The sequence below is a fragment of the Rhodococcoides fascians A25f genome (genome assembly GCF_000760935.2).
Classification (GTDB): domain Bacteria; phylum Actinomycetota; class Actinomycetes; order Mycobacteriales; family Mycobacteriaceae; genus Rhodococcoides.
In genome coordinates this window covers 2370601-2384540 of record NZ_CP049744.1, presented here as the reverse complement: position 1 = coordinate 2384540, position 13940 = coordinate 2370601, and the positions used below count along the sequence as shown (strand labels likewise).

Annotated in this window: 14 protein-coding genes; 4 read left to right on the top strand and 10 right to left on the bottom strand. The window is 64.7% G+C overall.

Annotation, left to right across the window (positions count from 1 at the left end):
* Nucleotides 1-24 precede the first annotated feature (24 nt).
* Complete coding sequence (locus tag BH93_RS11295; protein WP_037177290.1) at nucleotides 25-828, bottom strand: ABC transporter permease; 804 nt, start codon at nucleotides 826-828, stop codon at nucleotides 25-27.
* Entirely contained in the window at nucleotides 825-1754 is a 930-nt protein-coding gene (locus tag BH93_RS11290) for an ABC transporter ATP-binding protein (RefSeq protein WP_037177289.1), read from the bottom strand. The genes BH93_RS11295 and BH93_RS11290 overlap by 4 nt, the downstream gene beginning before the upstream one ends.
* Nucleotides 1755-1876: 122 nt before the next feature.
* Here BH93_RS11290 and BH93_RS11285 point away from each other — a divergent pair, with 122 nt between their 5' ends.
* A complete protein-coding gene (locus BH93_RS11285; RefSeq protein ID WP_037177867.1) occupies nucleotides 1877-3913 on the top strand; it encodes a TPM domain-containing protein in 2037 nt (678 codons plus the stop codon).
* A 65-nt stretch (nucleotides 3914-3978) separates the two neighbouring features.
* On the opposite strand, the gene BH93_RS11280 is transcribed toward BH93_RS11285, so the two are convergent.
* Nucleotides 3979-5364 carry a glycine--tRNA ligase gene (locus tag BH93_RS11280; RefSeq protein ID WP_032379159.1) on the bottom strand — a complete coding sequence of 462 codons (1386 nt, stop codon included), beginning with the start codon at nucleotides 5362-5364 and terminating at the stop codon, nucleotides 3979-3981.
* Between the two features lie 341 nt (nucleotides 5365-5705).
* Here BH93_RS11280 and BH93_RS11275 point away from each other — a divergent pair, with 341 nt between their 5' ends.
* Together BH93_RS11275 and BH93_RS11270 are read left to right on the top strand one after the other, a co-directional pair.
* A complete protein-coding gene (locus tag BH93_RS11275) occupies nucleotides 5706-6044 on the top strand; it encodes an ArsR/SmtB family transcription factor (protein WP_032379570.1) in 339 nt (112 codons plus the stop codon).
* Nucleotides 6041-6481, top strand: coding sequence for a Fur family transcriptional regulator (locus BH93_RS11270; RefSeq protein ID WP_032402421.1), 441 nt, complete (start codon nucleotides 6041-6043; stop codon nucleotides 6479-6481). The genes BH93_RS11275 and BH93_RS11270 overlap by 4 nt, the downstream gene beginning before the upstream one ends.
* Before the next feature lie 7 nt (nucleotides 6482-6488).
* On the opposite strand, the gene BH93_RS11265 is transcribed toward BH93_RS11270, so the two are convergent.
* From BH93_RS11265 to recO, 4 genes are read right to left on the bottom strand one after another with little or no spacing between them, the layout of a single operon-like run.
* Complete coding sequence (locus tag BH93_RS11265; protein WP_155291125.1) at nucleotides 6489-7481, bottom strand: iron-siderophore ABC transporter substrate-binding protein; 993 nt, start codon at nucleotides 7479-7481, stop codon at nucleotides 6489-6491.
* Nucleotides 7482-7530: 49 nt separating this feature from the next.
* Nucleotides 7531-7953 carry a hypothetical protein gene (locus BH93_RS11260; protein ID WP_052065847.1) on the bottom strand — a complete coding sequence of 141 codons (423 nt, stop codon included), beginning with the start codon at nucleotides 7951-7953 and terminating at the stop codon, nucleotides 7531-7533.
* The gene (locus BH93_RS11255) at nucleotides 7946-8764 is read right to left on the bottom strand and encodes an isoprenyl transferase (RefSeq protein ID WP_052058432.1); all 819 of its coding nucleotides are present in this window, start codon (nucleotides 8762-8764) and stop codon (nucleotides 7946-7948) included. The genes BH93_RS11260 and BH93_RS11255 overlap by 8 nt, the downstream gene beginning before the upstream one ends.
* Nucleotides 8721-9554 (bottom strand): DNA repair protein RecO, encoded by an 834-nt coding sequence (gene recO, locus BH93_RS11250; RefSeq protein WP_008715506.1) that lies wholly within the window; start codon nucleotides 9552-9554, stop codon nucleotides 8721-8723. Before recO ends, BH93_RS11255 begins: the two co-directional genes overlap by 44 nt.
* 73 nt (nucleotides 9555-9627) lie before the next feature.
* On the opposite strand from recO, the gene BH93_RS11245 reads away from it, so the two are divergent.
* Nucleotides 9628-11049, top strand: coding sequence for an amidase (locus BH93_RS11245; protein ID WP_037177287.1), 1422 nt, complete (start codon nucleotides 9628-9630; stop codon nucleotides 11047-11049).
* A gap of 18 nt (nucleotides 11050-11067) precedes the next feature.
* Here the strand turns inward: BH93_RS11245 and era are convergent, their stop codons facing one another.
* Genes era through ybeY form a run of 3 tightly spaced genes read right to left on the bottom strand, consistent with a single transcriptional unit; the run spans nucleotide 11068 to nucleotide 13905 of the window.
* On the bottom strand, nucleotides 11068-11982 hold the full coding sequence (gene era / locus BH93_RS11240) for a GTPase Era (RefSeq protein ID WP_037177286.1): 915 nt from the start codon (nucleotides 11980-11982) through the stop codon (nucleotides 11068-11070).
* A gap of 17 nt (nucleotides 11983-11999) precedes the next feature.
* Nucleotides 12000-13322, bottom strand: coding sequence for a hemolysin family protein (locus tag BH93_RS11235; RefSeq protein ID WP_032379165.1), 1323 nt, complete (start codon nucleotides 13320-13322; stop codon nucleotides 12000-12002).
* Between the two features lie 40 nt (nucleotides 13323-13362).
* Entirely contained in the window at nucleotides 13363-13905 is a 543-nt protein-coding gene (gene ybeY / locus BH93_RS11230) for an rRNA maturation RNase YbeY (RefSeq protein WP_032379166.1), read from the bottom strand.
* Between the last annotated feature and the right edge of the window lie 35 nt (nucleotides 13906-13940).

The following is a 13940-nucleotide window of genomic DNA, read 5'->3' as shown; positions in this document are numbered from 1 at the left end:
GCGACACGATCAGCAGTTTCGGCGTCAGGCACGCTTGGTGTCTTTTCGGAACAGCAGGGCCGCTCCGGCTACGAACACCGCGGCCCACACCACCAGGTTCACCACGGCGATCGCCAGAGTGCCCGCGTCGGCTGACGTGAACGGCGCTCTGGCCACCGTGGCCAGGCCGTAGAGCGGGGTGAACTTGGCCAGCATCGGGAACCAGCCGCTGTCGCCGAGCGGGACGAACAATCCGCCGGCCAGGGCGAGGAAGGCCAGCACCGGTCCGAGGATCTGCATGACGTTCTCCGACGGCAGCAGGTAGCCCATGAACAACCCGAATGCGGCGAACACCGCAGATCCGAGCCACGCGATCACACCGCAGGCGAGCCACACCCAGATCGGCATATCGGCTCCGAAGAACTTGGCGACGACGAATACCACGACGATTGCTGCAGCACCCATCGTCATGGCCACGAGGACCTTGGTGATGATGTAGGCCACGGGCTTGAGCGGGGTCAACCGCAGCTGCCTGCTCCACCCCTGCGCCCGCTCGACCGACACCATCGCTCCCCCGCTGGTCGTGGCGAGCATCGCTCCGTACACGGCCATGCTGATAGCGATGTAGCCCGTGACGTTGCCGTGCGCGAAGGAGTAGTCGGTCTTGAAGTCCGACTGCGTACCGAAGATGACGAAGAACACCGGCGGCATCACCAACGTGAAGATCAGCGTCCGCTTGTTTCGAAACAGTCTGCGGACTTCGAGTCCGAGGAAGGTGGGCGAGAATCCGCCCCAGGCAACGGCTCTGGCGGATGTGCGGGCGGTTGCGGACGGCGTGGTCGTGGTCATCGGATGCTCCCGGCGAGGTTGTTTTCGGCTGGGTCGTTTTCAGAATCGGTGGTCAGGGCGAGGAATGCGTCCTCGAGGTTCCGCGAGACGATCTCCAGATCGGTCGCATGCGCGTCGTTCAGTAGGTACCGGGCCACGGAGTCGGAGTCTCGGCCGTGCACGATCACCCGGTCGCCGCGAGTCTCCACGCGGTCGACCCCGGGCAGAGCGAGCAACATCGACCGATCGACGCCGGGCAAGGTCGCGGTGACGGTCCGTCCAGCAGCCAGGTTCTTCACCTCGGCGGCGCTACCGTCGGCGACGATCTTGCCGTGCCGCACCAGCACGATCCGGTCGGCGTAGGCATCGGCCTCATCGAGATAGTGCGTCGCGAACAGCACCGTTCGGCCGGTACTCGCGTCCTGGCGAATGGCGTTCCAGAAATCGCGACGACCCTCGACGTCCATGCCGGTGGTCGGCTCGTCCAGCACCAACAGATCCGGGTCGGGCAACAGTGCGAGTGCGAATCGCAGTCGCTGTTGCTGGCCGCCGGAGCATTTCTCCACTCGACGGTCGCCGATGTCGGCGATGCCGGCCCGGGTCAGCACCTCTTTCACCGAACGGGTGTGGGCGAACAGTGCCGATGTCAGCTCGACGGTTTCGCGGACGGTCAGGTCGCGGAGCAACCCACCGGTCTGCATGACGGCCGAGACTCGCCCCTGGGCGATGGCGTCGGCGGGCGTTCCTCCGAACACCGACACCGACCCGGTGGTGGGTGTTGCCAGCCCGAGCATCATGTCGATGGTCGTCGTCTTTCCCGCTCCGTTGGGTCCGAGGAATGCGACGACCTCGCCCGGTTCGATCGACAGGCTCAGCCCGTCCACCGCACGGACAGATCCGTATGTCTTGGTGACGCCTCGCAGTTCGACTGCCTTCGTTGTGGTCATGACAGTTACTCTGCTGCGGCCCGAGCCCATGCACCTCGACCGAGCGTCACGATTGCACGATGACAACTGTCATGGATCGACCTGCTCGATTCGGACACGACCCAGCCGGTAGATTTCATCGCATGGCAGTCCAGCACCGGCGGCACTCCAGCGCCACAGTCCGTAGGTCGGTCCATCGATTTCGTCGTCTCGCCGCTACGGGTGCTCTGACCCTGTTCGCCGCGGTCCTGCTCGCACCGGGGGTTGCATCCGCCGAGGCTCCCTCGCGGCTGGCCACCCAGATCACCGACAACGTCCAGGCTCTGGACCCCGATTCGCTGGCCGAGGTGCAGACCTCCATCGACGACCTCTACAGCAGCAGTCAGCTCAGGTTGTGGGTCACCTACGTTGCGGATTTCGACAACATGTCGGCAACGAACTGGGCCCAGCAGACATATGAACGAAGCGACCTCGGTCAGCGTGACGTCCTGCTCGCAGTCGCGACCGTCGATCGCTCGTACTACCTCGCCGTCAACACCGGACTCTCGCAGATCACCACGGCCGAGCAGGACGACATTCGCGTCAACGACGTCGAACCCGCACTGGGCGAAGAGGATTGGTCGGGAGCTGCCATAGCGGCCGCAGGCGCTCTCGGCGAGGCCTATGCGTCGAGCGGCGACGGTGGTTCGTCGGCACCGCTGCTGATCGGTGTCGGTGTGTTGGCGGTTGCAGGCGGCGGCGCTGTCGTCTACTCCTCACGGCGCAAGAAGGCCAGGGTGGCCGCCGAGGTGGACGCCGTGGCAAAGATCGACCCGAGTGATCCGGCCGCACTGGCTCGGTTCCCGATCGACGTTCTCGACACCCGCGCCAAGGAAATTCTGATCGAGACCGACAACGCCGTGCGGGCGAGCGAAGAGGAATTGACCCTCGCCCGAGGCGAATTCGGCGATTCGGCAGCCGCACCGTTCATCACCGCGTACGACAACGCCAAGAAGGCTCTGGCCTCCGCCTTCGAGATCCGTCAGCGCCTCGACGACGCCATTCCAGAGACCCCCGATCAGCGGCGGGCGATGCTCGTCGAGATCATCTCCTCGTGCGGTCAGGCAGATCGCGAGCTCGACTCTCGGGTCGAGGAGTTCGACGGATTCCGCGACCTCGTGATGAATGCCGGCTCGCATCTCGACGAGCTCACCCAGGCCATCATCGGCTTGACGGTGCGCATTCCGCAGTCCGAAACCGTACTCGCTCAGCTGCATTCGGAATTCTCCGAGACCGCACTGAAATCGATCGCCGACAACGTCACGATGGCCAAGGATCGAGTTGCGCTGGCCGAGGAGAACATCGAAGCCGGCCGCAAGGCCGCAGCACTGCCGCCGGGAAAGCAGGGTCCGGCCGTCACCGCGATTCGGACCGCAGAACGAGCCCTCGATCAGGCGAAGTCCCTGCTCGACGGAGTCGACCACGCCCGCGATGACATCGGGCACGCCATAGCCACCCTGCCCGACGCCATCGCGGACGTCCGACGCGACATCGAGCAGGCTCGCGGACTGGCCGAACACGGCGGTGCCGAACTGCAGGCGGCGATGGCCGCGGCACAGACGGCGTTGAAGAACGCGGAGACAGCGCAGTCGAGCGATCCGCTCGGCAGCTACACAGCCCTTGCCGCAGCAGATTCCGAACTCGAGAAGATCGTCGACGAAGCGTCGGCGGAGAAGGCGGCCGAAGATCAGCTGCGGGCGCGTCTGGAACGCGATATCGCGGCTGCTCAGGCGCAGATCACCGCTGCAGCGGACTACATCTCGACGCGGCGCGGCGGCGTGGGTGCCGATGCCCGAACGCGGTTGTCCGAAGCCGAACGGCATCTCGGTGCGGCTCGTCAGCTCGAACCGGAGAACCCTGACGAGGCCCTCAAGCACGCGCATGCCGCCAGCCAGTTGGCCTCGCGCGCGTCGCAGATCGCCCAGTCCGACGTGCAGAACTGGGAAAACCGTCACGGTCCACGCGGCGGCGGTAGCGGCGGCAACGTTGCAGGCGCTGTGCTCGGCGGAATCCTGATCAACAGCGTGCTGCGCGGAGGTGGCGGAGGTGGCTTCGGCGGCGGCTTCGGTGGAGGCGGGGGCTTCGGCGGTGGAGGCGGCGGAGGCGGCGGCGGCTTCGGCGGTGGCGGCGGCCGCTTCTGATTCGACCCCGATATGTCACAGGGCCCGATCTCACGAGGAGATCGGGCCCTGTCGTGTGGTGAGCTCTATGCGCCGATCAACCGGGACGCGATGTAGCCCTCGACCTGATCGAGAGCCACGCGCTCCTGCGCCATCGTGTCGCGTTCGCGGATGGTGACTGCGTGGTCGTCGAGCGTGTCGAAGTCGACGGTGATGCAGAACGGGGTACCGATCTCGTCCTGACGACGGTAGCGGCGACCGATCGCTCCGGCGTCGTCGAATTCGACGTTCCAGTACTGACGCAGTTGCTGCGCAAGATCTTTCGCCTTCGGCGTCAGATCGGCGTTACGCGAGAGCGGGAGCACCGCTACCTTCACCGGGGCAAGACGGCGATCGAGCTTGAGCACGACACGCTTGTCGACACCGCCCTTGGCGTTGGGAGCCTCGTCCTCGGTGTACGCGTCGACGAGGAACGCCATCAGCGAACGCGTCAGGCCTGCCGCCGGCTCGATGACATACGGGGTGTAGCGAGTGTCGGTGGCCTGCTCGTAGTAGCTCAGGTCCTGGCCCGACGCCTTCGAGTGCACCGACAGGTCGTAATCCGTGCGGTTCGCGACACCCTCGAGCTCACCCCACGCACTGCCCTGGAAACCGAACTTGTACTCGATGTCCACGGTGCGCTTGGAGTAGTGCGACAGCTTCTCCTTGGCGTGCTCGTAGAGCCGCAGGTTCTCCGGATCGATACCGAGATCGGTGTACCACTTCATGCGGTAGTCGATCCAGTACTGATGCCACTCGTCGTCCTCGCCGGGCTTGACGAAGAATTCCATCTCCATCTGCTCGAACTCGCGGGTGCGGAAGATGAAGTTTCCGGGAGTGATCTCGTTACGGAAGCTCTTGCCGATCTGGCCGATACCGAACGGCGGCTTCTTGCGCGAGGTGGTCAACACGTTGGCGAAGTTGACGAAGATGCCCTGCGCAGTCTCTGGACGCAGGTAATGCAGGCCCTCTTCGTTGTCGACCGGGCCGAGGAAGGTCTTGAGCAGGCCCGAGAACGCACGCGGCTCGGTCCACGAACCGGGCTCACCGGTCTCGGGGTCGCGGATATCGGCCAGGCCGTTCTCCGGCGGATGGCCGTGCTTCTCTTCGTAGGCCTCGATGAGGTGATCGGCGCGGTACCGCTTGTGTGTGTGCAGCGACTCCACCAGCGGGTCCGAGAACGTCTCGACGTGACCGGACGCCTCCCACACCTGGCGGGGCAGGATCACCGACGAGTCGAGCCCGACGGTGTCGTCCCGGCTGGTGATCATGTTGCGCCACCACTGCTTCTTGATGTTCTCCTTGAGCTCGACGCCCAACGGGCCGTAATCCCAGGCCGACTTGGTACCGCCGTAGATCTCGCCGCACGGGTAGACGAGGCCTCTGCGCTTGGCGAGGTTGGCGACGGTTTCGACTTTGGACTTGGGTGCCACTGGCGGAGCTCTCCATCTTCGGTTACATCGTGCGCGGGTTCATCGTGATTGTCGGTTACATCGCACGAGGGGGTGACGCGGGCGGTTTTCGCCCTGATCAGACTATCTGGCTCGACGGGCGAATCCGAACACCGGTCGAGTTCGGAATTGACATGCGTACTTGTGCATATCACAATGAATACGATTTGCAATAGCGATAACTGCACTAACCTGATGCCATGACATCGATTGTGCAGAGAGAGTTCGCCGAGAACGAGTCGGCAACCGAAGGAGCCGCAACCGTGTCCACCGAGCAGGCCGTTCACACAGATTCGTCGGATCGGCAGGACCCCGAGCATCCGATGCACGAGAACGACCCGTTCGCCGCCGCTCCCCCGGCCCACATTCCACCGAAGGAGACCCTGGCCGCGGCCGGCGACATTCTGCGCGCGCTTGCGGCCCCGGTGCGGATCGCGATCGTGCTGCAGCTGCGCGAGTCCGAGCGATGCGTCCACGAACTCGTGGTCGCCCTCGGTGTCACGCAGCCGTTGATCAGCCAGCACCTCCGGGTACTCAAGGCCGCGGGTGTGGTGCGTGGAGAACGCAACGGCCGCGAAGTCCTGTACCGACTCGTCGACGATCACCTCTCCCACATCGTCGTCGACGCCGTGGCCCACGCCGAGGAAGGCCGGAACCTGTGACCGAGAAGTCCACCGATACCGCAACACCGAGACGACCCGTCGTAGTCGGAGTACGAGCCACGAAGCAACGCAGTGCGATCTCGGACTTGCTCGATACCATCGAGGAATTCAAATCTGCACAAGACCTGCACGACGAATTACGTAAGCGCGGTGAGGGAATCGGCCTGACAACCGTCTATCGCACGCTCCAGACGCTGGCCGACGCCGGCACGGTGGACGTGCTTCGCACCGACAACGGCGAGTCGGTCTACCGGCGGTGCTCCTCGGGCCACCATCACCACCTGGTGTGCCGAGCATGCGGATTCACCGTCGAGGTCGAGGGGCCCACCGTCGAGAAGTGGTCCCAGACTGTCGCCGAGTCCAATGGGTTCACCGACGTGAGCCACACCATCGAAATTTTCGGCACCTGCAGTCAGTGCAGCGCGGCGGGTCGCTGAACCTCGCTTACGTCAGGGCGTCGGCCACGCGAGGCACCACCGCGTCGATGGCGAACGGTATCGACAGAACCGAGTTGTACGTGATCGCGCCGCGCTGATCGGTGGACAGCGGAAGGATCGCATCGTTGCGCGCTGCCTTCAATGTCCCGAAGATCGGATTTTCCGCCACGACGTCGATGGGCTCACCCGTGCCGAGGTACAGCACCACATCGGCGTCGAGCATCGAGATGTTCTCCAGCGAGACCGGTACGAAGAAGTTCGTACCGTCGTCCTGAGCGAGAATGGGCTCCGGAACCGTCAATCCCAACGAGGTGACGAACGTACCGCGGGCATCGCCAGGTAGGAACGCACCGAACTGCCCGTCGTAGGGAAGCACCACGGCGGCAGTCCTGCCCGCGAACTCGGGGTGTTCCGTGCGAACCTGCTCGAGCAACGCGGTCGTCTGCGCATTGAGCTCCTCGCCACGCTCGGATTCGCCCATCGCGCGCGAGATGGTGTCGGTGGCCACCTCTCGATCGACGGCATAGGCCGCCGATCCCGCCGGTCGAGCGATCGTCGGGGCGATGTCACTGAGTTTTGTGTAGGTGGCCTCGTCGAAGCCGGCGTTCAGGCCGGTGATCAAATCCGGTGCCAGAGAGGCGATCAGCTCGAAGTTCGGTTCGGACTCCGAGCCCAGCAGTGTCAGTGGTGCGTCGCCCACCAACTCGTCGGTCCACGGACCGAGTCCGGTCTCGTAGAAGGTGTACCCGGTGTTCCCGACCGGCACAGTGCCGAGGGCAATGACGGCGTCGGCGTCGGACACTCCGAGTGTGACGATGCGAGTGGGCTTCTCCGGAACGGTCGTGCTGCCGTAGATGTGGTCGATGACGACCGGGAAGACACCGTCGGCCGACGGGGTACCCGATTCGCCGGTATCTGCGGTCGAGCAGGCCGTCAGGGATACACCGAGGACGATCACCGCCACCACTGCCGTCAGCATTCGGGTCGACCGCATTGTCATTGCATCCGCCTCTACTCGAAGTAAGTACAGGCATACCTTAGCTGACAGATTAGGGCAGCAGGCCTTCGCGTGCTTTCTCGACGCCGGCAAGCACCAGGATGAGCATCGTCAGCATGGCCTCGTCGTCCAGCCCGTTCGCCGGAAAGGTGTAGCGCAGCAACACATCTGCGAGCTTGTCGTGAGCATTGACAGAGATCGCGCCGAATTGCGAATCCGCATTGCGGTCCGAGACCTTCTTGTGCAGAGCCGCCTTGAGCGGCCTGTCCCACGCCAACACCGCGGTGAGCGAGAGCACCTCGAGTTCGGGCGAGAGCTGTACGGCTCGCAACGAGCACAGGGCACCGGCGTAGTCGAAACCGAGCGACCCTTCCTCGCCGACGGTCACCGTGGCGAACTGCGACAGCGCCAGCCGAGCCCGCGTCTGCAACGTCAACTCACCGGAGCTGTCGATACCCTGTACTTCGTCACTCATATTTCACTCCGCCGAATCGTCGATCACGCGAAGCGAATTCGATACACGCCTCCCACAGGTCCCGGCGGTCGAAATCCGGGAAGAGCTTCTTCTGGAACACGAACTCCGCATACGCGGATTGCCACAGCAGGAAGTTCGACGTTCGCTGCTCCCCCGACGGTCGCAGGAACAAGTCCACGTCCGGCATATCCGCTTCGTCGAGGTACTTCGCGACGGTTGCCTCGGTGATCTTCTCGGGGTTCAGCTTGCCTGCGGCAACCTGTCGGGCAATTTCCCTTGTCGCATCGGCAATCTCGGCACGCCCACCGTAATTGACGCACATCGTCAACGTCATCACGGTGTTGTGCTTCGTCAGCTCCTCGGCCACTTCGAGTTCCTTGATGACGCTGCCCCACAACCTGGGTCGCCGACCGGCCCAGCGGACCCGGACGCCCATCTCGTTCATCTCGTCGCGTCGACGACGAATGACGTCACGGTTGAAGCCCATCAGAAACTTGACCTCGTCGGGGCTGCGCTTCCAGTTCTCCGTCGAGAAGGCGTACGCGGACAACCACTGCACACCGATCTCGATACATCCGCAGACGGTGTCCATGAGCACCGCTTCGCCCTGCTCGTGCCCCGCGGTGCGCGGTAGACCGCGATCCTGCGCCCATCGACCGTTGCCGTCCATCACCAAGGCGACGTGGCGAGGTATCAGTTCCGGCTGCAGAATCGGCGGCCGAGCGCCCGACGGGTGCGGATCGGGAGGGCGCACTGCCGACTGTCCGTCAGGCCGGGGTTGCGGCTCTCGTCGTCGAATCACGGTCCCCATCCTGCCCGACGGTATCGGCGAACACGGAGTCAGGTTGCGCCAGCGGCACCTGATGCGGGTGCGAGCGTTCGATGAGTGGAAGTGTGCGCAATTGCCGTTCCAGATGCCATTGCAGATGCGCCGCCACCAGTCCACTGGCCTGCTTGCGAACCGCATCGGAGGTGGTGACGGTGTAGTCCCACTCGCCTCGTTCGAGCGCGACCATCAGATCCAGGACCCCGGTCGACGGCGTCGCCGATCCCGGCGGGCGGCAGTGCACACACACCGCTCCACCGGCGGCGACATGAAATGCGCGATGTGGCCCGACTGCGGCGCAGCGCGCACAATCGGTCAGTGCGGGCGCCCATCCGGCGAAGCCCATGGCGCGCAGCAGATAAGCGTCGAGCACCAGCTCGGGAGGGCGGACGTGCTGGGCAAGCGCTCGAAGCGCTCCGACGGTCAGCTGATGCAGTCGCTGCGCCGGTGCATGCTCCTCGCCCGCCAGCCGTTCGGCGGTCTCGAGAACGGCACAACCGGTGGTGTAGCGACCGTAATCGGCGACGATGTCTCCGCCGAACGCGTCGACGGTGTGCACTTGGGTGACGATGTCGAGGTTGCGTCCCGGATAGAGCAGTACGTCGATGTGCGCGAACGGTTCCAGCCGTGCGCCGAACTTGGACTTGGTACGACGCACCCCTTTGGCGACGGCCCGTACGATACCGTTCTCCCTGGTCAACAACGTGACGATGCGGTCGGCCTCACCCAGCTTGTGCTGGCGCAGGACGACTGCGTTGTCACGGTATGGCCTCACGGCTTCCAGTCTCCCACGGGTGCCGCATCGGTGGCCGCTTCCCGCGCTGGAGAGAAGTCGATACTGTGCCAACGTGGATTTTCATCGGTCGACTCTCGTTGCCCAGGCCGCCGCACTCGCGTCGGGTCGCATCACCTCGGTACAGGCGGTCACCGAATCACTCGACCGGATCGAGAAGAGCCAACCCACTCTCAACGCCTTCCGAATCGTGCGTCGCGACGCCGCACTCACCGAGGCCGCCGAGGCGGATCGACTGCGCGCCGCAGGTGGAACCGCGCCCCTGCTCGGCGTTCCGATCGCCGTCAAGGACGATGTGGATGTCACCGGCGAGCCCACCGCCTTCGGCTGCGCCGGGCACTTTCCGCCTGCCACCGCAGACTCGGAGGTGGTGCGCAGGCTGCGCGCGGCAGGAGCGGTGATCGTGGGCAAGACCAACAGCCCCGAGCTGGGCCAATGGCCGTTCACCGGCGGCACCTTCGGACACACCCGCAATCCGTGGGACCGCGAGCGCACCCCCGGTGGCTCCTCCGGTGGCAGTTCTGCAGCGGTGGCTGCCGAATTGGTCTCGGCTGCACTGGGTTCCGACGGTGCCGGCTCGGTCCGGATCCCGGCATCGTGGACCAATCTCGTGGGCATCAAGCCGCAACGGGGACGGATATCGACGTGGCCGGACGCCGAGGCCTTCAACGGCATCACCGTCATCGGCCCGCTCGCACGCACGGTGGCCGACGCCGCACTTCTCCTCGACGTGGTCTCCGGTGGCCACGACGGCGATCTGCACCGCCCGGCTCCGTTGACCGTCTCGGACGCTGTGGGACGCAACCCCGGCTCGCTCCGAATAGCGCTGAGCCTGCGCAAGCCGTTCATCCCGACGCCTGCCCCGCTGGACCCGGAGATCGCGGCTGCGGCGTACGAGATGGCCGCAGTGCTGCGATTGCTCGGACACCAGGTGGTCGTCGACGATCCCGCATACGGAATGTTGCTGGGGCTCAACTTCTTACCGCGATCACTGGCAGGCGTTGCCACGTGGCTCGATCGCCTTCCCGATCCGGCCCTCGCCGACCCGCGCACCCGAGCCAACGCCAAGAGCGGCCGGGCCCTCGCCGGAGCCCCGTTGCGCGCGGCCCGCGCGGCCGAACCACGCATCGGACGCCGCATCGGCCGGTTCTTCGACGACTACGACATCGTGCTCGCCCCGACCACGGCAACTCCCCCGCCGCGCGTCGACGCCATCGACGGCATCTCCAACGCCGACACCGATCGGGTCATCACCGAGCACTGCCCCTACACGTGGCCCTGGAACGTCCTGGGCTGGCCGAGCGTGAACGTGCCCGCGGGTCTGACGAAGAGCGGCCTTCCCATCGGACTGCAGTTGATGGGACACGAATCATCGGAGCCACTGCTGGTGTCGGTTGCCGCTCAACTCGAGAACGTGCTGCAGTGGCACCGCAAGCGCCCCGAACCGTGGTGGACCCAGGTGAGTGAAACTTCGTAGCCTGCTCACCTGGGAAGGTCAGAAGCCGAGCTTGCCCATCTGCTTGGGGTCGGTTTGCCAGTCCTTGGCGATTTTCACGTGCAGGTCCAGGTAGATCCTGGTGCCGAGCAACTTCTCGATCTGCAATCGCGACGCCGTGCCGACCTCTTTGAGTCGCGAGCCGCCCTTGCCGATGATGATGGCCTTCTGACTCGACCGCTCGACGTAGAGAATCGCGTGCACGTCGAGCATGTTGTCATGACCCTCGCGGGGCACGACCTCGTCGATGACGACGGCCAGCGAGTGGGGTAGCTCATCGCGGACGCCTTCGAGCGCGGCCTCCCGAATGAGCTCGGCCATGAGGATTTCCTCCGGCTCGTCGGTCAGCTCACCGTCGGGGTAGAACGCCGGTCCCGGTGGGAGTTCCGACGCCAGCAGATCGACCAGCTTCTCCACCTGCTCACCGGATTCGGCCGATACCGGAATCACATGGCTGGAGTCGCCGAGGAGCTTCGACAGCGCCATCAGCTGCTGCACGACGCGTTCCTTCTTGACCTTGTCGATCTTGGTGACGATGCCGATCAAGGTGGTCTTGGGGGCGATGTGGCGAACCTGCTCGAGGATCCATCGGTCCCCCGGTCCGATCTTCTCGTCGGCCGGGATGCACAGGCCGATGACGTCGACCTCGGAGTACGTGTCCTGCACCAGATCGTTGAGTCGCTGCCCCAGAAGCGTTCTGGGGCGGTGCAATCCAGGGGTGTCGACAAGGATCAACTGCGCGTGCTCGCGGTGCACGATTCCGCGGATGGTGTGCCGCGTCGTCTGCGGACGCGAGGACGTGATGGCGATCTTCGACCCCACCAACGCATTGGTCAGGGTGGACTTGCCGGTGTTGGGTCGGCCTACGAAACAGACGAATCCGGATCGGAACTCACCGTTGTTCTGCTCGGACAAAAGAGCACCTCCAGATTTCAGTGTTGGTGAGTGACGTCCGACGAGTCGTCGTCCTCGGTGGATTCTTCGTCGGGTTCGATCTTTTCGACCAGCACGGTGGTGATGCGGACGCGCCCCTTGGGGTCGGCCCCACCTTCACCGCGCAGCAGCAGTCCGTGGGTCATCACCTGAGCACCGGGCAGCGGCACGCGGCCCAGCTCGTGTCCGAGCAGTCCGCCGACGGTGTCGACCTCCTCGGATTCGATCTCGATCCCGAAGATCTCGCCGAGGTCTTCGAGCGGCACTCGCGAGGACACCCGATACCGTCCGTCGTCGAGCTCCTCGATGGGCGCAACTTCGTCGGAGTCGTATTCGTCGGCGATCTCACCGACGATTTCCTCGATGACGTCCTCGATGGTCACCAGGCCTGCGATGCCTCCGTATTCGTCGACCAACAGGGCCATGTGGTTTCGATCGCGCTGCATCTCGGCGAGCAGACTGTCGAGTGCCTTGGAGTCGGGAACGAACACGGCCGGACGCATCAGCTCGGACACCTGCACCCCGCGGCCACCATCGGTGGAGTAATACGTTTGCTGCACAAGGTCTTTGAGGTAGACGACGCCGACCACGTCGTCCACATTCTCGCCGATCACCGGGATGCGCGAGTGTCCACTGCGTACGGCCAACGACGTGGCCTGGCCGGCCGACTTGTCCGACTCGATCCACACCATCTCGGGCCGCGGGACCATGACCTCACGGGCGGAGGTGTCCCCCAACTCGAACACGGATTGAATCATCCGCCGCTCGTCGTCGGCCACGACGCCGCGCTCGCGGGCCATGTCCACCAACTCGCGCAGTTCGATCTCGGATGCGAACGGGCCGTTGCGAAATCCCTTACCCGGGGTGATCGCGTTACCGATGAGAATGAGCAGCCTGCTGATCGGTCCGAGGAGCCACCCGAGCGCGCGCAGCGGAAACGCTGCCGCAAGAGCGATCGAGTACGCGTTCTGCCGGCCGAGGGTTCGCGGTCCGACACCGATCACGACGTAGCTGACCAGCACCATGACCACTGCGGTGATGACCAGGGCCGTCGTCGAATCGATCAGCTGAGTCAGGCCGCCCGCGAGCAGGACGGTGCCGCCGATTTCGCACAGGATGCGCAGCAACACCATCAAGTTGACGTAGCGCGGGCGGTCGGCGACCACGACGACGAGGCCGGTGGCACCCGGTCGCTCGTCCTTGACCATGTCGTCGATCCGCGCACGCGACACAGTGTTCAGCGCGGAATCGACGGCGGCGAACAGCCCACCGAGAGGCACCAGAAGGACAGCAAAAACGATGAGTGCAACAGCACTGCTCACGCGTGAGAACCCCGCACTTCGACCGGTCCCAACAGGCACATCACCGATCGACACCGTCGACGAAACCGGCTTTGCCGAGCAACCGTGCATCGCGGGCAGCCTGTTCTGCAGCCTGCTCGGCCCGCCTGGCATCCTCGTACCATTCGGCGAGCAGACGGTTCTGCAGCTCGAACATTTCTTTTTCTTCGTCCGGCTCGGCGTGGTCGTAGCCGAGCAGATGCAGCACTCCGTGCACCGTCAGCAATGCGAGCTCGTGCTCGAGCGAATGGCCCGCAGCAGCAGCCTGATCCGCAGCGAACGACGGGCACAGCACGATGTCGCCGAGCATCGCCGGTCCGGGTTCGGGCGCATCGGGACGACCGCCCGGCTCGAGCTCGTCCATCGGAAACGACATCACGTCGGTGGGGCCGGGCAGATCCATCCACCGCATGTGCAGGTCCGCCATCGTGGCCGAATCCACCAGCACCATCGACAGTTCTGCGGCGGGATGCACGTCCATGCCGGCGATCGCGAACCGTGCGACCGAGACCAGCTCGGGTTCGGAGATGTCCATCCCCGACTCGTTGGACACTTCGATACTCATCTAGCCACTACCCACGCTCTCGTTGCCTGTCGTTT

What these genes read in the sequence shown, in the direction of transcription:
- BH93_RS11295 (WP_037177290.1), bottom strand. Translation starts at nt 828, where the DNA reads ATGACCACGACCACGCCGTCCGCAACCGCCCGCACATCCGCCAGAGCC.
- BH93_RS11290 (WP_037177289.1), bottom strand. Translation starts at nt 1,754, where the DNA reads ATGACCACAACGAAGGCAGTCGAACTGCGAGGCGTCACCAAGACATAC.
- BH93_RS11285 (WP_037177867.1), top strand. Translation starts at nt 1,877, where the DNA reads ATGGCAGTCCAGCACCGGCGGCACTCCAGCGCCACAGTCCGTAGGTCG.
- BH93_RS11275 (WP_032379570.1), top strand. Translation starts at nt 5,706, where the DNA reads ATGCACGAGAACGACCCGTTCGCCGCCGCTCCCCCGGCCCACATTCCA.
- BH93_RS11265 (WP_155291125.1), bottom strand. Translation starts at nt 7,481, where the DNA reads ATGACAATGCGGTCGACCCGAATGCTGACGGCAGTGGTGGCGGTGATC.
- BH93_RS11260 (WP_052065847.1), bottom strand. Translation starts at nt 7,953, where the DNA reads ATGAGTGACGAAGTACAGGGTATCGACAGCTCCGGTGAGTTGACGTTG.
- BH93_RS11255 (WP_052058432.1), bottom strand. Translation starts at nt 8,764, where the DNA reads ATGGGGACCGTGATTCGACGACGAGAGCCGCAACCCCGGCCTGACGGA.
- ybeY (WP_032379166.1), bottom strand. Translation starts at nt 13,905, where the DNA reads ATGAGTATCGAAGTGTCCAACGAGTCGGGGATGGACATCTCCGAACCC.